Below are 23,648 nucleotides of genomic sequence, written 5' to 3'. Positions count from 1 at the left end.
GGAAGGAGGCACGCGCGTGGCTTGAAAATAGTGGCAACCAACCGCAGTGAACGTGCCACCCGGTCTTCATGGACCGGATCAACCCACCTACTCTGACGCAATACCCAAACGCCTTGCCCGCCTCACGGCGCTTGTCCCTGTAAAACCCATTTGAAGTAAAGAATCCGGTATGGATGCGCCCGCTCGAACGATGTCGCCGAATTTCCAGCACGCCATTCACCCCATGTCAAAAAAAGCCAATCGCTTCGAGCAATCCAGCGGCTGGACCTGTCGCCCGGGCGGTAGCGCGCGGAAAGGTTCCACCTCGAAACCGAATCGCAGCGATGTCAGCGCGGGCAGTGCAAGGATGGCCGATGGCGGCGGCCCGGGACCGTCGGTCGTGATGAAAAAGGAGCGGCCGCTCGCACAATTCCGCCTCTGGCGTGCTGACGGCAAGCTCGGCAAGCAAGTTCGCTGTCCCATCTGCAAACACCCCGTGAGCACCGACAACTTCGACCGCCATGTCCGGCGGACGCATTGAAAAAACGATTTACGGGTTCCAACTGGAGTCCGGAAGCCAACCATGGCGATTTCAAACCCGATACGGCCGGAGGGCGAAAGACATTCAAGAGCGATCAGGCAAGAAAGTGGGAAGAGCCGACTCAAATGCTGCCGTATGATCCGCGAACCGGAAAATTGAAATGAACAATATACACTAAATTGGCAATCTGCGCGTAGCAGCATCGAACGGATGGTCAGACATTACCGATTACTCCAACACACAAATGCCTTTCACCTTAGCAAAAGAATCAGGCATGGGAGCGTTTCAGTTCTCCGGAGCAGATTACAAATCCGGCAAAAAACCAGAAATCACTTTAGTCGACCTGATAGAAATGAGAGAATCATTCGCTTGCCAAAAATTTTCCGTTGAAGGATTTAATAATTTTTCACAAATCGGAAAAATAATGATATCAGAAAAAAGCTATCACGTCGGCAGCGACTACATCAGAATTTGGTATTACAGCAATGGATCAAGCATTTATCTGATTACATACCTCTCGAACTGGGGTGATCAGGGGGAGGAACCGGAAGAATGCGACAAAATGGTGGCAAATATTTCCTTCGAACATACAACTTAAAATGAACCCACGCGCCAACCAATGGATCACAGGGATATCAGCGCAGGCAGTGCAAGAATGGCCGATGGCGGCGGTCCGGGACCGTCGGTCGTGATGAAAAAGGAGCGGCTGCTCGCACAATTCCGCCTCTGGCGCGCTGACGGCAGGCTCGGGAAGCAAGTCCTCTGTCCCCTCTGCAAACAGCCCGTGAGCACCGACAACTTTGACCGCCATGTCCGGCGGGCCCATTGAAAAGACTTACGCAGCGGCTTGTGACGGCTTGCGGTCTTACCATGCCGAACGCTCCAACCCAAGGTCCACCCACTCCATGGGCTGTCGCCGATCGGGTGAGGGCCGTTGCCGGCGGCCACGGGAACTCCAGAGCCTCCGCCTCCCTCTAAAGACCCTCCTCGCCTGAAGGCTCAACTCCTTTACTTCGCCACCACGTCGGACATCCGGCGCATCCAGTCCATGAAGTGGGGCGAGACATAGGGGCCGTAGAAGGACATCGCACGGGACTCGTACTTCGTGTAGTCGAAGTAGTGCTGCGGCACCACGTAGCCGATGTAGTCGCCGTTGAAGCTGGTCACCGTGGCATGATAGCCGCGCAGTTCCAGCGGGGCCTTCAGGTCGAGCGCGAGTTCGCCGCTGAAATCGCAGGGCGTGGAGAACCACAGGCCATCGCCGAGGCGCGCCACCTGCAGGTAGGTCTTCTGCTCCACCGGGATGAGCCTGCGGGTGACCATCGGCCGCAGCCGCCAGGTATCGGTCACGCGGACCTGGGATTCCGGGAGTTCCAGGTCGAGGCCGAAGGTGCCCAGCGTCGTTTCCGGCGAAAGCTTCGTCTCTGGCAATCGCTTCAAGACATCCTCCGCCAGGGCCTCGCCCATCTTCTGCGCGCCCTCGAAGCCGCGGAACCCGTATTCGGGACCGTGGCTGCCCACGGCACCCGCCAGATACATCGCGAAACCGCCGGTCTTTTCCTCGATACGGCGCTCCCAGTAGCCGGGATAATCCGCGCTGAGCTGCATGTTTTCCCCCGGCAGGCAGGTGGCATGGGCGTTGTAGACCCCGATCACGCCGGTGGTGCCACCCTGTTGCTTCACCATCAGGTAGCTGAACTCGTCATCGATGCGGCCGCGATCCTTCGCCAAGCGGTTGCGGACGTAGTCCGGCTCGTGGAAGCGGCCGCTTCCCAGCGACGCCGGTTGCAGGTTGCCCAGCGCATCCCCGGCCGCGGCCACCAGTTGGGTGGCGAACCACTTGGGAATGCCCGCGTTGAAGCCGCCGCCGAAGGCTTTCGAAATCGGATCCGGGCCCCAGCCGCCGATGCCGCTGTGGGTGTGGGTGGCGGAAAAATAGATCTCCTCGCGCTTCAGCCCGTGCTTCTCCCCCAGCGCCTTCACCACCTCCTCGGACACTTCCCGCGGGATGATCAGGGCATCCAGGCGCAGCATGACTAGCCTGTGCCCGTTCACCTCGAAGGCGATGGCCTTTGCCCACAGGTCGTCGTGCACGCCTTCCGCCGGTTTCCCGCCGCGCGGGTTGTAGCCCGCCATCGGCAGCCACTTGAACTTGCCATGCACCGGATCGTCCTGGGCCGCTCCCAGCTCCGGCGAGAGCTTGGCCTTCCCAAAGCCCGCCTTCAGCGCGCCGGAGACCGGCTGATAGGCTTTCGACGTGTCATCGAAGCCCTTCTTCGTGCCATTGTAATAGCCGGTCGTGAAATAGGGTTCGCGGTCCACGGGCTTCACGCTCACCGCCACGATGAGGGCCAGCAGGCCGATTCCATACAGCGCCACACGACCCAGCCGGGCCAGGCAACCGCGGCGCGGTTTCCCCTTCTGTTCTTCAGTGCTGTCCAAGGTCTCGTCCGAGGGGTGCTTCACGGGCCATCATCCTCATCACCCGCCCGCCGGTGTCCAATCCAATTCGCCAACTCCCGTGAAGCCGCCTTGATTTCCGGCCGGGACGCAGCAGCGTGGTCCCATGCCCGCCGCGCCGCTTCCCGAACCAACCCTCCAGGGCTTGATTCTCCAGCTCCACGGCCTGTTGGAAAGCCACCCGGAATGCCCCACCGAGCGGGAAATCCACGACATCTGCGACACCCTCTACGCCGCCAGCCTGCTGAAAGAGGAGGGCAGATCCGTCCGCGCGCGGGTGATGCTGGCCCCGCCCGATGCCTTCGCCGATGCCGATGGCCCCCCGGATGGCATCCACGCCGTCCGCTTCACCGTTCCCGCGAAGCTCACCGCCAACGAGGTGAAACGCCTGAGCCCCGCCGCCAGCTTCTTCCACTCGGTGGTCGCGGTGTGGCCGGATCGCGACAAGGGATTGAGAATCTGGGGCATCCTCAATACCGGACCGCGCTGGATGAACCTCGTCGCGGGCGGGCGGAAGCCCATGGGAAATGACGTCCCCTACCCCGTGATCCACGTCCGCGATCCCGGCTGGCTGCTTTTTTATGAGGGCTACAACCTGCTGGCCGAGTGGCGTGGCCGGGAGTTCCACGGCCCGCGGATGGACGTGTTCCAGTCCCGACTGCTCAGCGACCGCTTCGCCCACCTGCGGCGCGGCCTCGTCTCCGAGTTCGATCCCGGCTGCCTGGTCCCCACGCTGGACAGCGAATCCTACGCCGAGCTCGCCCACCTGATCTCGCTCCAGTTCGTGAAGCGGATCATCAACCTCGTCCGCACCAGCGGTCACGGTGGCAGTTTGGTGTTCCTGCCCGCAGGCGAGGAGGGGCTCGAAGCCTCCACCCGCTGGATCGATTGCAAATACTCCGCCACCCCGGATGTGGCGGGCATGCGCTTCCGGCGGCTGCTCCAGGCGATCATCCGCCGCGTGGGCCAGCTCTGCCCCGAAAACGCCTCCGTGGAGGACGCCTGGCAGGTCTTCCGGAACAGCCGCGATCCGGAGCTCGACCGGCTGGAGGAGGCCTTCTTCGAACTGGCCCGTTTCTTCTCGGACATGATGCAGGTGGATGGCGCTCTCGTGCTCGACCAGCGCCTGTGCGTGATCGGATTCGGCGGCGAAATCCGCGTCGACCGGAACGTCTTCCAGGTCGGCCAGGCCCACGACCTCGATGGCACCCATGTCAGCAACTGGAACGTCCAGAACGACGGCACCCGCCACCGCGCGGTCTACCGCCTGTGTTCGGTGGAACCTTCCGTGATCGGATTCGTCATTTCCCAGGACAGCCACGTCCGCATGATCGCCAGCGTGGGCGAAGCGGTCACCTTCTGGGCCCACACGGTGGTGTGACTTCCAGTCAGGCGTCGAAGAAATGCCAGCCCACGCGGCTGGCGGGAGTATCGTGGTCGGACTCCCAGTAGACGTCCCGGGTGATGTCCTCCAGCCGCGGTGCGTCCGCCTCCCTTGCAAACGCTCGCGCGGCGACCGACTCAGCCTTGGCCTCGTCTGAAATCCGCTGAGCCAACTCTTCGTCCAAAACGCCTTCTGAGATCAACTGGTCGCGCCAGATCACCACGGGGTCATGATGGAGTTTCCTCTCCTCAATCTCCTCCACAGTGCGGTAAAGCCGCTGGTTCGCATCGGCAATCGATTGCCCATAGAACCGGTAGGTGGCGATTTCCAGAACGGTCGGACGCCCGTCCCGATAGACCCTCTGCAACGCGACATGGGTCTTCGCGCGGATCTCATATAGATCGTCGCCATGAATGAGATCCCAATCGATGGCATAACCCTCCGCCCGCTTGGCCAGGCAATCGCGGTAGGCGGAGGCCCGTTTCACCGAAGTCCACATGCCAAACCCGTTGTTCTCGATGATGTAGATCACTGGCAGGTCGAAAAGACCGGCGAGGTTCAAGGCTTCATGAAAACAGCCTTGGTTGACCGCGCCATCTCCAAGGAAGCAACAAACGGCTCCTTTCTCGTCCCGGAGTTTCAGGGCGAACGCCAGCCCGGCGGCCAAGGGGGTCTGGGCCGCCGCCACGCTATATCCGCCCCAGAATCGTCCGGCCGGATGGAACATGCCCATCATTCCCCCTTTTCCTTTCGCGCAACCGCTGGCTTTTCCAAAAAGCTCCGCCAGACAGGCCTCCATACTCATCCCGGACGCCACCGCATGCCCGATGGCGCGATATCCGGCAATCACATGATCCCCCGGCCCCAACAGCGAGCGCACGCCCGCTGCGATCGATTCCTGGCCGATCTGCACACTGAGCCACCCGCCCATCTGGCCGGCGGAGTATTCCAGGATCGCGGCTTGTTCGAGCCGACGGGTCCGCACCATCAACCGGTAGATATCGACCTTCTCCTCACGGGTCAGCGCGAGATTGACCGCTGAATCCGCGAAAGGAGAGTTCACCCTCCGAACATTTCAGAATCACACTATCCCCAACAAGGAAGAATCAACAGGCTGGGATGACACATCCGGGAAAGACTTAACGCCCAGAGGAGGATCGAAGCCGTTTTCAGCCCCTAACAAACCAGTTTCCCAAAAAATCAAGATTGCACGATCCGGCGGAATCTCCGGGAATGCCACCATGTCCGGTCCCCTTCCCGAATCCCTCGTCGAGCGCGTGTTGGAGCAACTCGGCTTCACAACCCGGCCGGACCTAACCCTTGCCGGATTGACCGCTCTCTACGATGCTTGGGGCCGCCACGTGCCTTTCGACAACGTGCGGAAAATGATCCACATGCGGGCCGCCAATCCCGCGCCGCTTCCCGGCAGTGATCCGGTCGACTACTTCCTGGCCTGGCTGGCCCACGGCACCGGCGGCACCTGCTGGGCGGGTGCGGGACCGCTCCAGACCTTTCTCGCCGCCCTGGGCTTCGACGCCGTCCGCGGCATCGGCACGATGATGGCCGCGCCGGACATCCCGCCGAACCATGGCACCGTGACCGTGGTCTTCGGAAACGACCGCTATCTGGTGGATTCCGCGATGCTGTATGGCGAGCCCCTGCTGCTGGTCCCGGACCGGGAAACCGCCGTGGTCCATCCCGCCTGGGGACTCAAGGTGGCCATGAGGGACGGACGCTATCACATCGCCTGGCGTCCCCTTCACAAGACGGACGGCTTCGAATGCCGGCTCGAACGCTTCGACGCCACCGACGCCGATTTTCAAGAACTCCACGAGCGCACCCGTCCGTGGAGCCCCTTCAACCACGAGCTCACCCTGCGTCTCAACATCGGAGACGAAGTGGTGGGCATCGCCTTCGGTCAACTCATCACCCTCCACGCGGATGGCTCGGTCACCCGTGTCCCGACCACGCCGGAAAGCCGCCGCTCCCTGCTGTTGGAGACCATCGGCCTGAGCGAGGAGATCGTTTCCCTGCTCCCGGACGATGAACCCACGCCCCCGCCGCCGGGATCCCGCACGGCGATGGCACAAGGGCAGGCCTGATCATCCCTTCTTCACCCCGGTCACGATGCCCTTCACCACCGTGAAGTTCAGCCGGTCCTGCCGGTAATCCATCGTCACCGGCCGCGACTGGCCGTCGATCGAGACCACCCGGTGGGGCACCTTGGCCTTGTCCGCCAGCTCTTCGGCTTCTTTGAGCGTCAGGCCGATCAGGGTCGCAGGCACCCCGATGTCCGGAAGGGGCTTCGAGGATGGAGCGGGCTCCGGCGTCCCCTTCGTCGACTCGCGCTGGCAGGACGCCAGCAGGAGCAGGGGCACGAGCATGACCACGAATCGCTTCATCATGGCACCGTCGGGGCGGGTGTCGGGAAAGTCAAGGTGGCCGGGCGAACAAGCTCGTCACCATGGCATGCGAGATGATCCCATTTACGCCCGTAAACCCTCACCATGCCCCGCCCTTCGCTCCTCAAATCCATGGCCGCCCTCGCGATCGGAGTCCTCACCAACAGCCTCGCTTCCGCCGAGGAACCCGCCAAGACCGCCCCGCCCCTCTACGAGCTCCGCACCTACCACGCGGAACCCGGCAAGCTCGACGCCCTCAACGCCCGTTTCCGCGAGCACACCGTGGCCCTTTTCACCAAGCACGGCATGACCAACGTCGGCTACTGGGTGCCGAAGGACAATCCGGACAACCTGCTCATCTACCTCCTCTCCTTCCCCGACCGTACCGCCCGCGACAAGGCGTGGAAGGAATTCGGGGCCGATCCGGAGTGGAAGGCAGCCCAGGAAGCCTCCGAGGTGAATGGCAAGCTGGTGGGCAAGATCGAGAGCCGCTTCCTCACGCCCACCGATTTCTCGCCGGAGCCGAAGGGCACGACCAAGGGCACACCGCATGTCTTCGAACTCCGCACCTACACCGCCACCCCGGGCAACCTGCCGCTGCTCCTGAAGCGCTTTCGTGACCATACCCGGGATCTCTTCGTGCGCCATGGCATGACGAATTTCCTCTACACCACCCCGGCGGCTGGTGAACCCGGCGCGGACAACACCCTCGTCTATCTCCTCCAGCACGCATCCGCCGAGGCGCAGGAGAAATCCTTCACCGCCTTCCGCGCCGATCCGGAGTGGGTGCAAGTGAAGGCGGAATCGGAGAAGGCCGGTGGAGGATCACTCACCGTGGTGCCGGATGGTGTGAAGTCGGTGCTGTTGATCCCGACCGATTATTCCCCGGTCAAGTAAGGCTCCTGGGAAAAACGGCGAACGTTCCGTAATACGTCCGCCTCCCCGGTCATGGGTATATCGGCGACCCGGCGCGGCAGTTCCGTCGCGCCTCACCGGTCGTCGCTTGCAAAAATACCCAACGACCCATGAAAACCCGCATCCTGTCAGGCGGCCTTGCTGCCCTGGCCCTCTGTTGTTCCTCCGCCTCCGCGCTCGATCCGACCACGCTTTACGGATTCGAGTCGGCCCTTGGCTCCACCACCACGCCGGAAAGCGTGAGTGACGGCACGAACTTCGCCACCCTCGGCTCCGGCGGATCGATCGCCTCCAACAGCCGCCGACTCGGTTCCGCCTCCCTCAGACTGCGCGCCGACAAGGCCGGGACCACCGCGGGCACCAATGACTCCGCGCTGACCTCCAACACCTACAACTGGACCTCCAGCGACATCCGCACGGTGGCCTTCTGGATGCGCGCGAAACCGGTCCAGTCCCACGCCTTTCCCACCATGATCAGCATGGGCTCGGGAACCGGAACCGGTGCGCGATTCGATATTCGCCTGGACCTGGGAACTGGTGCCGATGGCAACCTGCGCCTGGAGATCCAAGGCGGCTACGTCGCCACCACGGCCGCGGATTTCACCACCGCCGGATTGTCCTTCACCACCCTGCGGGACGACAAGTGGCACCATGTCGCCGTGGTGGTGCCGAACCTCGCCACCACTGTCCGCAACACGGTCTTCTACATCGACGGCGTGCCCGTGCCGCATTCCAACCAGGGCTCCGACGCCGCCATCAACACCGCCACGAGCAACCTACGCATCGGAGACAGCTACTGGGACGCCACCCGGAATTTCACCGGCTACCTCGATGACCTGCGGATCTACGACATCGGCCTCACCGCCCAGGAAACCCTCGACCTTTACAACAGCGGCGTCACCAACGCCTCGGCCATCGCCGCCTTCGATGCCGATCCCGAGATCATCGGACCGGGCATGACCTCCTCCCTGAGCTGGCAAACGATCGGGGCCACGGAACTGTCCATCGACCACGGGATCGGAATCGTCACCGGTCAAACCAGCGTGACCACCACGCCGGTCGACCCTGGCACCACCACCTACACTTTAACGGTGACCACTCCCACCGCCACGGAGACCGCCTCGCTGCCCGTCACCACCCTCGGCGCGCTGCAAGCCACCGCACCGAAACTCTCCGGAACCGGTTTCAGCTTCACCGCGATCAACCTGGTGCCCGGCAAGACCTACCAGGCCGAGTACCAGAACACCTCGCTGGAAAGCACTTGGACGTCTCTCGGAGCCACCTTCACCGGGCCGCTGTCCACCACCCGCACGGTAACCGATGCCACAGCCTCCGCGGCATCGAACCCCAAGGCATTCTACCGGGTGAGGCAGTTGCCCTGATCTATCCGTCGAACCGGTATCCCGTGCCCCGCACCGTCACGATGTGGCGGGGCATCTGGGGAACCTCCTCGATCTTCTGCCTCAGCCACACGATGTGAACATCCACCGTCCGTGAGGTGATGAAGGGCTGCTCCGGCCAAACGCGCTGCAGGATCTCGTCCCGCGAGAACACCCGCCCGGGGTGGCTCGCGAGGACGCGCAGCAGCTCCAGCTCCTTCGCCGCCAGATTGACCACCGTGCCGTTCTTCGACAGCGCACCGGTGACGAAGTCCGCGGTGACAGAGCCAAACCGCATTACCGGTCCGGCAGCGGCGGGTTTCGCGACACGGCGCATCAGGGCCTCGATGCGCGCGAGCAGCTCATCGGGATCAAACGGCTTCACCAGGTAGTCATCCGCCCCGGTCTTCAAGCCCTGCACCCGATCCGCTACCTCGCCGCGCGCGGTGAGCATCAGGATGCCGCCACCGAATCCCCGGTCCCGCACCGCATCACAGAGTTCGAATCCAGAGATCCCCGGCAACATCACGTCCAACAGCAGGAGATCATACGCCCGCTCTCCCGCCATCCGCAGGCCCTCGCGGCCATCCGCCGCGACCTCGACGGCATGGCCCTCCGATTGCAACAGATCCGAGACCACCTCGGCGATGCCGGGCTCGTCCTCCACCAGCAGGATGCGCGCGTTCATGAGGAGCGGGTGTCGACGGGAAGCCACACGATGAAACAAGCCCCGCCCCCGGGCGAAGCCTCCGCGGCCACCCGGCCGCCATGCGCTTCCACGATTTCCTTCGCGAGGCTCAGCCCGAGACCGCTGCCGCGCGTCTGGGTGGCACGTGCCCGCTCGCCGCGGAAAAAGGGCGTGAAGAGCCCGGCCAATTCGGATGGATGAATGCCCGGTCCGCGATCCGCGACCCGCACCTCGATCTCCCTTTTTCCAACAACCTCCCGTGCCGAAACACCGATCCATCCTCCGCTACCCCCATGCTTCGCCGCATTGGAGAGGAGGTTCTGGAACACCCGCCGCAGCGCGGACGGATCACCGCTCACCGGAGGCAGCGTTTCGAGGCCATCCACTTCCACGACACAATCGCGGGTATCTGCCTCGGTGGCTAGGCGCGCGTCGCGCAGCACTTCGGCCATGCTCACCGGCTTCCGTGAAATCGAACCCGCCTTGCCCGCGGACGAGAAATCCAGCACCTGCCCGATCATCTCGCCTAGGTCATCGGCATGCTTCGCGATCAGCGTGGAGTACTGCTTCACCTTCTCCGGCTCCGTCACCACGCCCCGTTTCAAGTTGTGGGCGGCACCGCGGATCACCGTCAGCGGCGTGCGCAGTTCGTGGGACACCGTCGCGACGAACCGCATCCGTTCCTCCGCCAACAGCCTCGAGCGCTGGGTCTGTCTGACCAACAATCCACCCGCCACCAGGATCAGGAGGTTCAGCACCACGGCGAGCGCGAGATTCCGCGCCCGCGAGGCGCTCACCACCCGGTCCAGTTCGCCTGGGCGCTCGGCCACCACCAGCGACCAAGCCCCGCTCACCGGATGATCCGCCCGCACCCCGGCGGCACGCCCTTGGAGATTCATGGGCACCCTGATCTCGCCATGCGTTTTCCCGGAAGATCCACCATTGCTGAAAAGCGTGAGGTCGCCATTCTCCACCCTCGCGTTCCGAAGGACTTGTTCCCCGGGATTCAGGTAGGTCCGGACCAGCTCTGGCAGCCAGGTGTTCTTCAAGTAGTCCTGGTCGATCTCGAAGATCATCCACGCGAGCTCCACCGGCGGTCCCGGCTCCGGGTCCAGCCCGATGCCGAAATCATCGTCGGGCGGCGGCCCTCCCCGCGGACCCGGACCGATCCCCGCACCACGGATCGGAAACTCGATGATCAGTCCGGTGCTATCCTGATAGGGAGGAGATCCGCCCGCCGACTTCCTCGCGAGATTGCCCCGCAAGCCCTCCCATGCCGCGGGCCAGGCCATCGGCACGAGCGCCTCAGGTTGCTGGTTGAGCTCGGACAGCGCGACCTCTTTCGTCCCCGGCACCGCCACCGCGATCCGACTGAAGATCGGAGCCGCGCCGGATGACTTCCAGGCCTTGAGATGGCGGATGAAGGCCTCTTCCAGCCGGCCATTCGAAATCTCGGCTCCCTTGGGCAGCAGCCGCGCGCACCCGGTCGCCAGCTCCGCGTCGAACGCCTGGCTCAACCGCGTCGCCTGCTCCTCGAGTCCGGCCCCCAACCTGGCACGCTCCGCCGCCGCGATTTCACCGGTCCAGCGGAATTGCAACACCGCCAGCACCGAGCAGACCACCACCATCACGACCACGAATCCCCATTCGCGGGTCGAGGGTCGCAGGGGGCTGGTCATGCACGGAGCGTAGCCGAATTGCATCACACAATGCAAACGGAAGCCCCTGTTCTTAACACTCCTTAACACGACATTGGGCCGCCCCGGATGCTTCATAGCAACAGAGAAAAGCTCGTTGCCATGAACCCCATCCACCCTCTCCGATTCACCCTCCTCGCCGCCGCTGCCACCGGCATCGCCGCGGCCGACACCGCGAACACCCAGGCGGTGGTCACCGCCGCCAACACCTTCCTCGCCCCGCTGACCACCGCCCAAAAGACCGCGATCGATTCCAGCTCATCGTCCGCCCTCAATACCTCGGCGATCTACAACGCCTCCCTCACCAACGTCGAGGTCTGGTCGAACGTTCCCATCTCCACCACGTTGAGCGGCGCGACCCGCAACGGCCTGATTTTCTCGTCGCTCTCGGACACCAACAAGACCAACGCGCTCGCCGTGGCGACCGCCGCCCTGAGCACCAGCGGCCGGAAGTTGATCGACGATGTCCGCGCCGGGGACCGCTACATCAGCGGCGAGGTCACCAACGCGAAGGGCACCACCAGCAGCATGTGGGGCTACAACAAGTACTTCATCGCCTTCGTCGGCACGCCTTCCACCTCCTCGCCGTGGACCTTCCAGTTCGGCGGCCACCATCTGGCCTACAATCTCACCTACAACGGCACCTACACCAGTTGCACCCCGCTGTTCGTGGGCACCGAGCCGAACTCGTGGACGGACTCCACCGGCAGCTACGCCCCGCTCGGCAGCCAGCGCACCATCCTGGAAAGCCTCCGCCCCACCCTCACCACCTCCGCCCTTCTTTCCGGCACATACAGCGACGTGGTCTTCGGCCCGAACGGCTCCGGCCCCAGCACTACCAGCAACCACGACACCGTCCAACCGAAGGCCTATCCCACCACCGGCCGCGGCCAGCTTTACTCGTCGCTCACCAGCAGCCAGCAGGCCCTGGTGAAAAGCTACATCGAATCGTGGGTCAATTTCATGGCCCCATCGATCGCCGCCGAACTCCTGCCGGTCTATGAAAGCGATGCCGCCCTCGCGGAGACCTATGTCGGCTACGCGGGGAGCAACACGCTGATGCGGGCCAGCTCGAACTATTTCCGCGTGGACGGCCCGCGCCTATGGATCGAGTTCAGCGTGCAAGGCGGTGTCTACGATTCCAGCGGCTACCACGACCACGGAGTGGTGCGGGACAAACTGGCCGACTATGGTGCGGCCTACGGATCGACCACCATCGGCACCACGGTCCGCCCACCCACGATCACCACCCAGCCCACCAGCCAATCGATCGCCACCGGTGGCTCGACCACCCTCAGCGTGGTCGCCGCTTCCGCTGGCACGGGAACCTCCACCCTGACCTATCAATGGTTCAAGGACGGCACCGCCATCTCCGGGGCCACCGCGTCCTCCTTCGCCATCACCTCCGCCGCCGCGGCGAATGCCGGTTCCTACACCGTGCAGGTGATCAGCACCGGCGGCCTCGTCACCAGTGCCGCGGCCGTGGTGACCATCGTCTCGAATCCGACCATCACCACCACCTCCCCGCTGGCCGATGGCACGGTGGGCGCGGCCTATTCCCAGACTCTGGCGGCCAGCAGCGGCACCAGCCCCTACACCTGGAGCCTCGCCTCGGGAAGCGTCCCCACCGGCACTACACTAAGTTCGGCCGGAACACTCAGCGGCACCCCCACCGCCGCGGGCACCTTCACGTTCACCGCCAAGGTCACGGACGCCGCGAGCGGCGCCGCCACCAAGAGCATCTCGGTCACCATCGTCGAACCGTTCAATACCTTCCTCGCCACCTACAGCCTCACCTCGGCCAGCGCCAACCTCGATGCCGACCAGGACGGCGCGCCCACACTGCTGGAGTTCGTCCTGGGTGGAGTCCCCACCACCTACAACACCTCCATCCTGCCAGTGGTGAGCTATGCCACGGTCAGCGGCGTCAAATCGATGGTGCTCGATTTCAACACCGTCAACCCGCTCGGGTCGGTCAACTGCTACGTCCAATACTCCGCCGATCTCACCACCTGGACCACGGCGGTGTCCGGTACCGACGGCGTGACGATCACCACCACCGCCACGACCAGCACCGTGAACCACGTGAAAGCGGTCCTCCCGGCCACGCCTTCAAAACGGTTCGCGCGGTTGAAGGCCACCTACAATCCCTGATCCCCATGAACCGGCTCCGCCTTCTCCTGCGCGCGATCTCCCTGTTCGTGGCGCTGTCGCTGCAACCCGCCCCGGCCCACAACATGCCGAACAGCGCGGTGTTCCTGGATTTCCATCGCGACGGGGTGCTCACCGAACTGGTGCTCCCCCTCAACGAGCTGGAGCTGGCATTCAAGCAACCGCTGATGGCGGAGCCGGATCAGGTGCTCGCCCGCCACGGTGCCGCCTTGCAGACCTACGTGCTCGAACACACCCATCCAAAGGCTCCGGATGGCCGGGAATGGAAGATCGAGTTCAGGGATCAAGCCGTCGTCATGGGTCAGGTCCAACCCGATCTCGTCGTGCATCTTTGGATGACTCCACCCGAAGGCGCTCCCCTGCGCGAGTTCACCTTCGATTTCTCCGTGATCCACCACGAGGTCATGAACCACTCGACGGTGGTTTCGGTCCGCAATGACTGGAACAGCGCGGTGTTCTCCAGCAGCCCCGAGATGATCGGCACGATCCAGTTCACCATCACCTCGGTGCAGGTCGATCGCACACGTGGCAGTTGGTGGCAGGGCTTCCACTCCGTGCTGATGCTCGGCATCCATCACATCGCGGAGGGCACGGACCACCTGCTGTTCCTGCTGGTGTTGTTGCTGCCAGCCCCGCTGATTCCCGCGGGAAAACGCTGGGGCGGATTCGGCGGCTTGAAACGCGGTGCCACCAAGTTGCTCAAAATCGTGACCGCCTTCACCATCGGCCATTCCCTGACCTTGCTCGCGGGCGCGATCGGCTGGTTGAGGTTGCCCTCGCAGCCTGTCGAGGTCCTCATCGCCTTCTCCATACTCGTCTCCGCCATCCATGCGATCCGGCCCTGGTTTCCGGGGCGGGAAACCTGGATTGCATCCGGCTTCGGACTGATCCACGGGCTCGCCTTCGCGGGCACGATCGCGGAATACGGCTTCTCGCCATGGCATCTCGCCCTGAGCGTGCTGGGCTTCAACATCGGTATCGAATTGATGCAGCTCGCCGTGGTGTTGATGGTCGTCCCGTGGTTGATCCTGCTCAGCCGCACCCGCGTATACACGCCCTTCCGCTTGGTCGGTTCCGTCTTCGCCGGACTCGCCGCGCTCGCCTGGATGGGAGAACGCGCGCTCTCGTGGCCGAATCCGCTGAATGGGGTTATCGAGGGCTTCGTGGCCCACGCCGGATGGTGGCTCGCCGCCCTCGGTGTCGCCTCCTTTGCCGCCACCATCTGGCAACGGCGGGGCCTCCCCTCCGCAGGGAAACCCGGCTGACCCGTCCTCAACCTCCCGTCAAAACCGCCGGGAGGTTGTCCTTCTCCTGGGTGCCGGTGCACTTCTCCTGCTTCGCGCGGAAGCCGGTCGCGGGTGATACGGCGTCGAAGTTTCCGAACAGCTTCGTACCCTTGCTGTTCTTCACTTCCACCGGGTATGCGCTCTCCCCGCTCTTCCGCCAGAACCAGTTCCGGGTCAGCAGGGCGTCCGCGGCACAGTTGATGTTCAGCTTGCCATCGAGGAAGCTGTTCGCCGAGTAGGTGATGCCGTGGAAGCCGGCAAGGCTCTGGTCGCCGCCCCACTTGGCGGTGTCGGCCACCGTGCCCTCGAACAGGTTGCGGTGGGTGATGATGTCGGACGCGATCCCGGCGCGCTCGTAGTAGGCATCGCTGATGCCAAGGTGATACAGGCTGTCGTGAACCCGGTTGCCGGTGACCAGACCGTGACCGGTATAGATCATCACGCGGCCATAGTAGTCATGGAAGTAGTTGTTCCGGATCACCCAGTCGCGGGTGTGGTGGCTGCGGTTCACCAGCACCGCTTTCGCAGGAAAATTCGCGGGCAGGTCCCGGTCCAGCGTCAGCACGCCTTCCTCGGAGGCCACCACCTTCGCGGTGAACCCGGTGGTGACATAATCCGGGCCGAGAATTTCGATCGGGCTGCCCGCGCGCGGCCCCTTGCCACCGAGATTGACCTTGCGCGGACCCGCCGTCTTCACGTCGGTCCACAAGTCGTCCTTCAGGCTGATCGGATCGTCGTCGGTCAAGGCGATCTCGTTTTCCTCGAACAGGATCGATCCACGGGTCAGGTGGAAATGGTAGCCATCGGCCCCGGCGGTCAGGGGACGGTCCGCGGCGGTCAGGCCCTCGGGCAGGCCGATCTTGCAACGCACCACGCGGACGTGATCGATGCCGGAGGAGAGAAACACCATGCCCAGCACCGCGTGGTAGTCCACCCGCTCGAAGGTGATGTGGCTGCTGTCGTCGAGACTCACCGCGTTCGAGGAGAAGTCCGCGTTGTTGATCATGTAGAAGTTCGCGCCCTTCTGGTAGGCGGTGATCACCTTCCACAGCTTGTCGGTGGGCGGCACCTTCAGCTTGTAACGGATCACGCCCGGACCCGCCGAGGGATCGGCATAGGGTTTCACCGCGTAGAGGTCGGACTTAAACTGGTTGTCCGCGGTCTGGCGCAGGGTCACCGGATCGTGCGGACGCCAGCGCCAATAGCTCGCACGCTTCGGCAGGTCCTTCACCGGCTTGCCATCGCGGGGATTGATCACCTGGGCCATCATCTCGCCGGTGGCGGGATCGACCTTGAGGAGCTTCGCCCACATCCCGACCCGCGCGTAGAGCGGATCGATGTCGAAAGCCAGGTTCCGCATCGCCGTGCGGGTGCAGCCCTTCATCCAGACGTAGCGGGCCATGTTGTCGGAGAACACCAGCGTGCAGCCGTTGCCATCGACCTCCACATCGGTCTTGTCGTGGATGACCATACCCGCCCACGCCGGAGCGCCTTGCAACGACCGGATGTAGAACTTCACGCCACCGCGGCCGTTCGCGTCCGTCAGTTGGAGACGGCTGCCGTTTTCCAAGGCCACCAAGGCCTTGCGGAGCGCGGGCCCGTTGTCCGCGGACGGATTGGAGTCCAGCGCGAGTTTGACGACCTTGGAAATCTTCGGCTCGTCCACTTGGAAAGCCTTCACCGTTTCATTCGCCACCGTCACCGGAAGCTGGGCGTCTCCCGCCAGAACGGCCGCATGATCGGAGATCGCCAGCGGAAACAGCAGCGAGTCGTAGACCGCCAGCCATTCCATGTTCCCCTTGAATCCCGAGCCCCCCAGCGTCGCCGCGGTGCCGGTCACCGCCCCCGAATCCAGTGCATCGAACGCGGCCACGCCCGCGGGCAGCCCGTCGAGATAGAACCGCACCTGGTTCCCGTGCGGGAACAACGGCACGCGGTCGTAGGTGACCGCGACATGGTGCCACGCCCCGTCCGTCCAGCGATCCCCCAGCACCCCGGACATCACCTGCCGGCCGTTCAATTGGAACACCAGCGCGCCGTCCTTCAGCCCCACCTGGGCGCTCCCCGGCCCACCCGAGGAAAAGAACGTCCGGTTTCCGGAGACCGCCTCGGATTTCACGCGGAACTCCACCGAGAACGAATCCGCCGGAGCCCTCAGCAACGCGCCGAGCGGGCGGGAAACGTTGTCCACATCCTCCGCCAGCGGAGCCTTCCGCGCCCACGCGGGCTTGGCCTCGCGGAACAGCGCGGTGGCATCCCGCGGCACCGGCTTGCCATCCTTGGTCACCGTGATCGAGACCGGCTCGCTCTGCTTGTAAACATGGATGGCCGTTCCTTCCGTGACGGTCTCAGTGATTAGATCCCCCCAATTCACCAAACAACCGCCGGAAGGAACGGCCAAAACGTAAGGTCGACCCGCGATCGCGAGGTCGGAACCTGAAAATGTCATGGCGTCCTCCGCGAGGACCGGCGAGCCGGCCGCGAGGAACAGGACGGACACGACGCGGGAACAAAGACCGGAATCAAAAATGCACTTCATCATGTCTGAATCACCCGCGGCGGCACCGTCTGTGTGCTATAAGATTTGATGGCCCCGGAGGGTGTTCCGGAAAAAATCGCAAAATGCAAAGGTCACACCGGAAGCGGTCGCGAAACTTCCACTTGTACGTCTTTCGAATGAAACTCCAAGTCCTCCTCCCGCTCCTGGCGGCTCCCCTCCTTTCCGCCGCCCAGCCGAACGTCGTGATCCTCTACGCCGATGACCTCGGCTACGGCGACATTTCCTGCAATGGCGCCACCGCGGTGCAGACCCCGAACATCGACCGGCTGGCGAAGGAGGGCCTCAATTTCCACTCCGCCTACAGCACCGCCTCCACCTGCACCCCGTCCCGCTATTCGCTGATGACCGGGAAGTATCCGTTCCGCCAGGAAGGCACCGGCATTCTCCCCGGCGACGCGGCGATGATCATTCCCACCGACGCCCCCACTCTGCCCTCGGTCATGAAGGCGGCCGGCTACCGCACCGCGGCGATCGGGAAATGGCACCTCGGCCTCGGCGGCAGGGGCGGCATCGATTGGAACCAGACCGTCACCCCCGGACCGAACCAGGTCGGCTTCGACTACACCTTCATCATGCCCGCCACCGCCGACCGGATGCCGTGCGTTTACATGGAAAACGGCAAGGTGGTGAACCTCGATCCGAAGGACCCCATCAAGGTCTCCTACGTCCACCGACTGGAGGGCGAGGCCCCGCCGCTGCCGAAGGAAAAGCAGGCGATGGAATCTAATCCGCAGCACAGCATGGGCTTCCTCAACGGAGTGGGCCGCATCGGCCACATGACCGGCGGTGCCAAGGCGCTGTGGAACGACCAGGAAATGTCCTCCACCTTCTGCCACCAAGCCACCCAGTTCATCCGCTCTTCCGGCGGCAAGCCATTCTTCCTCTACTACGCGATGCACAACATCCACGTGCCGCGCCTGCCGAACCCGAAGTTCGCAGGCAAGACCCCGATGGGGCCCCGCGGCGACTCGATCGTGGAGGCAGACTGGCAGGTCGGCGAAATTCTCCGCACGCTCGATGAGCTCAAGCTCGCCGACAACACGCTGGTCATCCTCTCCAGCGACAACGGCCCGGTGGTGAACGACGGCTACAAGGATATGTCCGCCATGAAGCTCGGCAGCCACAAGCCCGCCGGTCCCTTCAGCGGCGGCAAGTATTCGTGCAGCGAGGGAGGCATCCGCATGCCCTTCATCGTCCGCTGGCCCGCCAAGGTGAAACCCGGCGGCACCACCGAGGCGATGGTGAGCCAGGTCGACCTGCCGCGCAGCCTCGCCCACCTCGCGGGCAAGCCGGTGGCCGACGACGCCTTCCAGGACAGCCAGGATGTCGTGCCCGCCCTGCTCGGCGAATCGAAGACCGGCCGCGACCACATCGTCGGGCTCGGCGACCGCATCACGCTGCGGGTGGGCGATTGGAAATACATCTCTCCCGCCAGCGACAAGAAGCCCGGCGCGCTCTTCGACCTCTCCAAGGACCTCCAGGAAAAAAGCAACCTGGCCCAATCCGAACCGGCCAAGCTGAAGGAAATGGCCGAGCGTCTGGAAAAGATCGCTGGCAAGCCGAAGCCCGCCCAACCGGTCTCGGAAGAGTAAGCCTCCGTTGCAAATCGCGAAAATGCATCATCGGTCCCGATCTGGTATCGATGATGCTAGATCCCTTTCCAGCAGCCCGGCGCCAACCCCGGGCTCGACTCCTCTCCGGCGGCGCGCGGCCGTCCCGTTCATTGCATGTATCCGGTGTGTTCACGCGAATGTGTCCACCCCCGGCCGCGTGCCCGCCGGTGATAGAGAAGTTCTCAGAGGTCCTGCATAAGGCCTAAAAAAGGCCGGGAAAAGCGGACGCCGCGTCCACCTTCCCCGGCCTTATCCTTTTACCACCTAAGCTTACTTGGTGTTCTCAAACTCCGTCTGCTGGCGCTCCACCTCACGGTTGCGCAGGCGGTTGAGCTCCTTCTCGGAGGTCTCCAGTTTCAAACGGAGCGAATCCACGGTGTCTTCCCCCCCTTGGGCCACCACCGCCACGCCGTGGCCGGGCTCGGGGATTTCGTCCTGCACGAAAGCTCCCGGTGCCGGGGCGGTTTCAAATTCCAGCACGCCGGTCTGTGGCATCTGGGCTCCCGCCGGCACGAACCGCGCCACGATCCGGACCTTGCCGGGCTTCGCGCCCACGCGCACCAGCGCCGGAGCATCGCCCCACTTCAGCGCCCGCGGATTCGCGCCCACCGAGACATCCCCGATCAGTTCACCCGCGCCCGTGACTTCGAAGGCCACCGAACCGTTGTTCAGGCGCTTCGGCGTGCCATTCTTGTCCACCAACGTGGCCATCACCGGCACTACCGTCGAACCGTCCGCCAGGATCTTCTGGCCCGCGTTGTCGATGGAGAGATCGATCCGCACCGCCACCTGCGCGGGACGTGAAACGTGGGTGCAGACGACCTTGCCGTCCACGATCCCCTCGGCGACGAGCTGGACGTCGTTCGGCTTGAAGGCGCGGCTCAGCTTCTTCGCCTCCATGAAGTGGAAGGCGTTCTCGAAGGTGACCATTGGGATGTGCGACTTGGTGCCCTCGGCGAACGGCACCTTCTTCTCACCGAAGACCTTGCCGTTCACGCTCAGGCGGACGGAGTCGCAATTCGAGTAAACGGTCACATCCTCCTGGGAGAATGGCGTCATCGCGTTCGCAACGAACACAGTCGGGCCGCTCTCGATGCCCGGCACCGTCGGCTTCACTGGACGCTGCGCCTTGAACAGCTCGTAGGAGAACTTCGGACGACGGAAGGCATCCATGATGCCGCCGAGGAAGGGATCGAGGTGATAGCCACGCTGGTGGTCGAAGCTGTGCCACATCGTGCCGCCGAAATGCTCCGGACCGGCGCGGAACAGCGAATCGAGGCAGCTGTAGGGATACGAGGGCTTCGCGTAATGCTTGGCCTGCACCAATTGCGGCACCTCGCCCCAGCCGAGGGAAACCCGGCTCGGAGAGTTCTGCGCGCCCCAGTCGTCCACGTTGTCGCCCCACTCGCGGGTGAAGTAAACCTTGCTCTTGTCGTAGTTCGTCGCGATGTCGAGACCGTCGCCGGACCTGGGATGGGCATAGAGCACCTCGAAGTGCTCGTGGCCGAGCGCCTCGGAATCCGCGGCGGTGTAGCAACCGGGCCAGGGATACTCGGCGTGGTTGATGTCGTGGGCGTTCTTCGCGAACTCCGCCGGATAGCTGGTCTCGTTGAGGATCGGCTCCCACAGCAGCACCGAGGCGTGGTTGCGGTCGCGGCGCACCATGTTGCGGATGTCGGAATACACACGCTCGCCGAAGATCGGATCCTTGTTCCAGAACTGCCAGCCGGGCGTGTTGACGATGACGAAGAGGCCGAGCTCATCGCAGGCATCCATGAAGGCCGGGTCCTGCGGGTAGTGCGCGTTGCGGACCACGCGGAATCCCGCCTCGCGGAGCTTCAGCGCGTCCCGCCAGTGGAGGTTGTTGCTCAGGGCGAAGCCGATCACGGCATGATCCTGATGGCGGTTGCCGCCGATGAGCTTTTCCGGAAACGGCTGGCCGTTCAGGATAAAGCCCTTCTCGTGGGTGAACGCGATCGTGCGCAGGCCCACACGGTTGCGGCGGGCATCGATGACCTTGCCTTCGCGATCCTTCACACGGACGACCAGGTTGTGGAGCACCGGGGAATCCGGCGTCCACATGGCGGGATTCTTCACCCCGAGCGTGAAGCTGGTGGTGCCGCTAGCCTTGGCAGCCAGCTTCAGCGGAGCTTTCGCGCTGGCCACCGCCTTGCCAGTGGCATCCGTCAGATCGCATTCCACGGTGTAGGCGCCCTCGCGGTCGGATTCATTCACCACGTGCACCTGCACGCCGGACTTGGCGTGCGCCGCATCGAGCTCGTCGGTGTGGAAAAACACCCCGCCCCCCGCCACCACGTCGACCGCGTTCGGGTCGGTGATGTGCACCGGGTTGGTGGAAACCAGCCAGACGTCGCGGTAGATGCCGCCCAGATAGCTGTAATCGAGCTGCTTCTGCGGCTTGCCCGGCGGATAGCTGGGATCGTCGCTGTTGTCGGCCAGCACGGCCACGACGTTCGGCTTGCCCAGCTCGGCTACCTCCGTGATGTCCACGATGGCGGGCAGGAAGCCGGAGAAGTGCTCGCGCATCAGCTTGCCGTTCACCCAGATTTTCGATTTCCCGAGGATGCCCTCGAAATGCAGCGACACCCGCTTGCCCGTCAGATCGGTCGGGGGCGTGAAGGTTTTCCGATACCACGCCGGGCCCTGGTAATTCGAGCTGCCACTGGTTTCCTCCGGCAGGGCACCGTCCACGCCGTGCGGCGTGCACACCTGCTGCCACGCGCGGTCATTGAAATCCCGGGCTTCAGCCTCCTCCACGTTTCCCCGATGGAAACGCCAGCCGACATTGAAGTCAGCGGCGGACCGACCGCTGTCCGGAACGGTGTAGAACCCGGCTCTGGAAAAGTCCGGCTCCCGTTCCGGCCCGGCATGCAGGACGGCGAGGGAGCCCAATAAGGCGATGAAATGGCGGATCATGTGAGTGGGGTAATTTCGTGATCAGGACGGGTGTTCCCGAAAATCGGACGATTTTGCCGCCGAAACCGGGAGCATAGCACCCACTAAAAGTGTTTTCGGAGGGAACATTTGTAACACCAAACTCCATTCGCGAAATCACCCTGATGAATCCACTTGGATTCCCCCCACCCACCGGACCACCGGATCACCCTTCCTCCCAGTCGTCATGAAACCCGCCCCCGCCCCGGACTTCCAAGCACTCTTGGAAGGATTGATCGATGGCAGCCTCAGCCCCAAAGAGCTTGTTTCGCTTTCAGAATTATTGCAGGCAAACTCGAATTTACGCAGAGCGGCTCTCGACCACCTCGCCCTCTCCGAGGCGCTTTCCGGGCTCGCGCCCGGCCGCGATCCGGAGGCGATCGTCCGGGCCATCACCGAGCACGTGATCCATGTGGCCGGTGGCAGCGACCAACTCTTCGTGTCCCAGGTGATCCAGCGGGTCTCCTTTCGGAAACGGCTGCTCACTGCCGCCGCCGCCGTGACCTTCTTCGCCGCGGGGATTTTCGCCCTGCGGATGGCCGGGCTCCGTGAACAACCGATGGTGGCGGAATTCATGGAGCTGGATGCCGGGGGGCACATCGTGACCACCAGCGAGGTCGGGCAGGGATTCAAAGGCACGCTCGGCGCGGGACTTTACCGGCTCGATTTCAAGAACGGTGCGATTGTCGCGATCGAAGGCCCCGCGAACTTCGAAGTGCTCTCCCCCACTGCCATGCGCTTGAACGGTGGCCAGTTGAATGCCTGGTGCCCGGAACCCGCCCACGGGTTCGAAGTGGTGACCGCCAGCGGCAAGGTCACCGATCTGGGCACGGCTTTCGGGGTTTCCGCCCGCCCGGACGGCAGCGCGGATTACATGGTGATGGACGGCCTCGTCGAGGTGAGCGCCGGAAAGGACGTGAGACGTCTGCCGGAAGGCGGCGCGCTCACCTCCAGCGGCAAGGCGGGTCTCAGCGAAACCGAATTCAACCCCGCCATCTTCACCCGCACCTGGCCGCTTTCCTACGGGATTCTCGCCACCGAGGGGAAGGTGCTGCCCGCCCCACCCTCGACCTCCGCGCAATTGGCGGTGCTGGAGAGCAACGAAGCCGTGATGGTGATCCCCGAGAAACGCTATGTGCCCTTCGACAAGCCCTTCCGCGCCGAGATGATCGCACCGGGGACTTTCCCGGACGACGACCCGGATGCCGGCTACACCCTCCAGCCAATTCCCGGTGCGAGACTCCGCAGCTACCTCATCCGCTTCAATCCGGTGGGAGCACCGGGGGTCTTCAACGGCATGTTCCAAGGCTCCGTCACCTTCGACCGGCCGGTGCTCGCGATTTGCGCCCAGAAGAGCTTCCTCGATGACACGGACGCGACCTTCGCCGAACCGGAGTGGGCGGATAGCGAAAAGGCCAGCAGCAGGTTCCGCGGCATCGATCTCGACCAACCCTGGACCCAGCCGGACCGCGTGCGTCTGTCCGAAGACAGCCGGACGGTGCACATCCTCTTCAACGCCGGCCTGTCCACCGATGACATCCGCGTGATCGTGAAGGAGGGATAGTCGCTGAAAGCTCCGCTCCAACATGAAGGCGCGGCCACGGGATCACCCCGCGA

17 protein-coding genes are annotated in these 23,648 nt (G+C 63.8%); 10 read left to right on the top strand and 7 right to left on the bottom strand.

Annotation, left to right across the window (positions count from 1 at the left end; all coding sequences use genetic code 11):
• The first annotated feature begins 223 nt into the window (after positions 1–223).
• Both llg_RS16335 and llg_RS16330 read left to right on the top strand, forming a co-directional pair.
• Positions 224–520 carry a hypothetical protein gene (locus llg_RS16335; RefSeq protein WP_338285798.1) on the top strand — a complete coding sequence of 99 codons (297 nt, stop codon included), beginning with the start codon at positions 224–226 and terminating at the stop codon, positions 518–520.
• 244 nt (positions 521–764) lie between these two features.
• Positions 765–1,118 (top strand): hypothetical protein, encoded by a 354-nt coding sequence (locus tag llg_RS16330; protein WP_338285797.1) that lies wholly within the window; start codon positions 765–767, stop codon positions 1,116–1,118.
• Positions 1,119–1,528: 410 nt separating this feature from the next.
• Here llg_RS16330 and llg_RS16325 read toward each other — a convergent pair whose 3' ends face one another.
• The gene (locus tag llg_RS16325) at positions 1,529–2,986 is read right to left on the bottom strand and encodes a neutral/alkaline non-lysosomal ceramidase N-terminal domain-containing protein (protein WP_338285795.1); all 1,458 of its coding nucleotides are present in this window, start codon (positions 2,984–2,986) and stop codon (positions 1,529–1,531) included.
• Between the two features lie 100 nt (positions 2,987–3,086).
• Here llg_RS16325 and llg_RS16320 point away from each other — a divergent pair, with 100 nt between their 5' ends.
• Positions 3,087–4,361: a putative sensor domain DACNV-containing protein gene (locus llg_RS16320; protein ID WP_338285794.1), complete on the top strand. Its 1,275-nt coding sequence runs from the start codon at positions 3,087–3,089 to the stop codon at positions 4,359–4,361.
• 7 nt (positions 4,362–4,368) lie between these two features.
• Here the strand turns inward: llg_RS16320 and llg_RS16315 are convergent, their stop codons facing one another.
• Positions 4,369–5,427, bottom strand: coding sequence for a thiamine pyrophosphate-dependent dehydrogenase E1 component subunit alpha (locus llg_RS16315; RefSeq protein ID WP_338285793.1), 1,059 nt, complete (start codon positions 5,425–5,427; stop codon positions 4,369–4,371).
• Positions 5,428–5,605: 178 nt separating this feature from the next.
• Here llg_RS16315 and llg_RS16310 point away from each other — a divergent pair, with 178 nt between their 5' ends.
• A complete protein-coding gene (locus llg_RS16310; protein WP_338285792.1) occupies positions 5,606–6,466 on the top strand; it encodes an arylamine N-acetyltransferase in 861 nt (286 codons plus the stop codon).
• On the opposite strand, the gene llg_RS16305 is transcribed toward llg_RS16310, so the two are convergent.
• Positions 6,467–6,769 carry a hypothetical protein gene (locus llg_RS16305; protein WP_338285791.1) on the bottom strand — a complete coding sequence of 101 codons (303 nt, stop codon included), beginning with the start codon at positions 6,767–6,769 and terminating at the stop codon, positions 6,467–6,469.
• A gap of 102 nt (positions 6,770–6,871) precedes the next feature.
• On the opposite strand from llg_RS16305, the gene llg_RS16300 reads away from it, so the two are divergent.
• Positions 6,872–7,663 carry an NIPSNAP family protein gene (locus tag llg_RS16300; RefSeq protein ID WP_338285790.1) on the top strand — a complete coding sequence of 264 codons (792 nt, stop codon included), beginning with the start codon at positions 6,872–6,874 and terminating at the stop codon, positions 7,661–7,663.
• Positions 7,664–7,791: 128 nt separating this feature from the next.
• A complete protein-coding gene (locus llg_RS16295) occupies positions 7,792–9,063 on the top strand; it encodes a LamG domain-containing protein (protein ID WP_338285788.1) in 1,272 nt (423 codons plus the stop codon).
• A gap of 1 nt (position 9,064) precedes the next feature.
• On the opposite strand, the gene llg_RS16290 is transcribed toward llg_RS16295, so the two are convergent.
• A complete protein-coding gene (locus llg_RS16290) occupies positions 9,065–9,748 on the bottom strand; it encodes a response regulator transcription factor (RefSeq protein ID WP_338285787.1) in 684 nt (227 codons plus the stop codon).
• Entirely contained in the window at positions 9,745–11,427 is a 1,683-nt protein-coding gene (locus tag llg_RS16285) for a HAMP domain-containing sensor histidine kinase (RefSeq protein ID WP_338285786.1), read from the bottom strand. The genes llg_RS16290 and llg_RS16285 overlap by 4 nt, the downstream gene beginning before the upstream one ends.
• A gap of 120 nt (positions 11,428–11,547) precedes the next feature.
• On the opposite strand from llg_RS16285, the gene llg_RS16280 reads away from it, so the two are divergent.
• Entirely contained in the window at positions 11,548–13,599 is a 2,052-nt protein-coding gene (locus llg_RS16280; protein WP_338285785.1) for a DUF3500 domain-containing protein, read from the top strand.
• A gap of 5 nt (positions 13,600–13,604) precedes the next feature.
• A complete protein-coding gene (locus llg_RS16275; protein ID WP_338285783.1) occupies positions 13,605–14,882 on the top strand; it encodes a HupE/UreJ family protein in 1,278 nt (425 codons plus the stop codon).
• Between the two features lie 7 nt (positions 14,883–14,889).
• Here the strand turns inward: llg_RS16275 and llg_RS16270 are convergent, their stop codons facing one another.
• The gene (locus tag llg_RS16270) at positions 14,890–17,403 is read right to left on the bottom strand and encodes a LamG domain-containing protein (RefSeq protein ID WP_338285782.1); all 2,514 of its coding nucleotides are present in this window, start codon (positions 17,401–17,403) and stop codon (positions 14,890–14,892) included.
• Positions 17,404–17,579: 176 nt separating this feature from the next.
• Here llg_RS16270 and llg_RS16265 point away from each other — a divergent pair, with 176 nt between their 5' ends.
• Entirely contained in the window at positions 17,580–19,055 is a 1,476-nt protein-coding gene (locus tag llg_RS16265) for an arylsulfatase (RefSeq protein WP_338285780.1), read from the top strand.
• 291 nt (positions 19,056–19,346) lie between these two features.
• On the opposite strand, the gene llg_RS16260 is transcribed toward llg_RS16265, so the two are convergent.
• A complete protein-coding gene (locus llg_RS16260) occupies positions 19,347–22,013 on the bottom strand; it encodes a glycoside hydrolase family 2 TIM barrel-domain containing protein (protein ID WP_338285778.1) in 2,667 nt (888 codons plus the stop codon).
• 205 nt (positions 22,014–22,218) lie between these two features.
• Between llg_RS16260 and llg_RS16255 the strand changes: the two genes are divergently transcribed.
• Positions 22,219–23,595 carry a hypothetical protein gene (locus tag llg_RS16255; protein ID WP_338285777.1) on the top strand — a complete coding sequence of 459 codons (1,377 nt, stop codon included), beginning with the start codon at positions 22,219–22,221 and terminating at the stop codon, positions 23,593–23,595.
• Positions 23,596–23,648 lie beyond the last annotated feature (53 nt).

It is taken from the genome of Luteolibacter sp. LG18 (genome assembly GCF_036322585.1).
Classification (GTDB): Bacteria; Verrucomicrobiota; Verrucomicrobiia; order Verrucomicrobiales; family Akkermansiaceae; genus Luteolibacter.
Note: the sequence above shows the minus strand (reverse complement) of the source record. Positions and strands in the feature narration are given on the sequence as shown.

Coding starts and splice junctions, on each gene's coding strand:
- llg_RS16335 (WP_338285798.1), top strand. CDS start 224: ATGTCAAAAAAAGCCAATCGCTTCGAGCAATCCAGCGGCTGGACCTGT.
- llg_RS16330 (WP_338285797.1), top strand. CDS start 765: ATGCCTTTCACCTTAGCAAAAGAATCAGGCATGGGAGCGTTTCAGTTC.
- llg_RS16320 (WP_338285794.1), top strand. CDS start 3,087: ATGCCCGCCGCGCCGCTTCCCGAACCAACCCTCCAGGGCTTGATTCTC.
- llg_RS16310 (WP_338285792.1), top strand. CDS start 5,606: ATGTCCGGTCCCCTTCCCGAATCCCTCGTCGAGCGCGTGTTGGAGCAA.
- llg_RS16305 (WP_338285791.1), bottom strand. CDS start 6,769: ATGATGAAGCGATTCGTGGTCATGCTCGTGCCCCTGCTCCTGCTGGCG.
- llg_RS16300 (WP_338285790.1), top strand. CDS start 6,872: ATGCCCCGCCCTTCGCTCCTCAAATCCATGGCCGCCCTCGCGATCGGA.
- llg_RS16295 (WP_338285788.1), top strand. CDS start 7,792: ATGAAAACCCGCATCCTGTCAGGCGGCCTTGCTGCCCTGGCCCTCTGT.
- llg_RS16290 (WP_338285787.1), bottom strand. CDS start 9,748: ATGAACGCGCGCATCCTGCTGGTGGAGGACGAGCCCGGCATCGCCGAG.
- llg_RS16285 (WP_338285786.1), bottom strand. CDS start 11,427: ATGACCAGCCCCCTGCGACCCTCGACCCGCGAATGGGGATTCGTGGTC.
- llg_RS16280 (WP_338285785.1), top strand. CDS start 11,548: ATGAACCCCATCCACCCTCTCCGATTCACCCTCCTCGCCGCCGCTGCC.
- llg_RS16275 (WP_338285783.1), top strand. CDS start 13,605: ATGAACCGGCTCCGCCTTCTCCTGCGCGCGATCTCCCTGTTCGTGGCG.
- llg_RS16265 (WP_338285780.1), top strand. CDS start 17,580: ATGAAACTCCAAGTCCTCCTCCCGCTCCTGGCGGCTCCCCTCCTTTCC.
- llg_RS16260 (WP_338285778.1), bottom strand. CDS start 22,013: ATGATCCGCCATTTCATCGCCTTATTGGGCTCCCTCGCCGTCCTGCAT.
- llg_RS16255 (WP_338285777.1), top strand. CDS start 22,219: ATGAAACCCGCCCCCGCCCCGGACTTCCAAGCACTCTTGGAAGGATTG.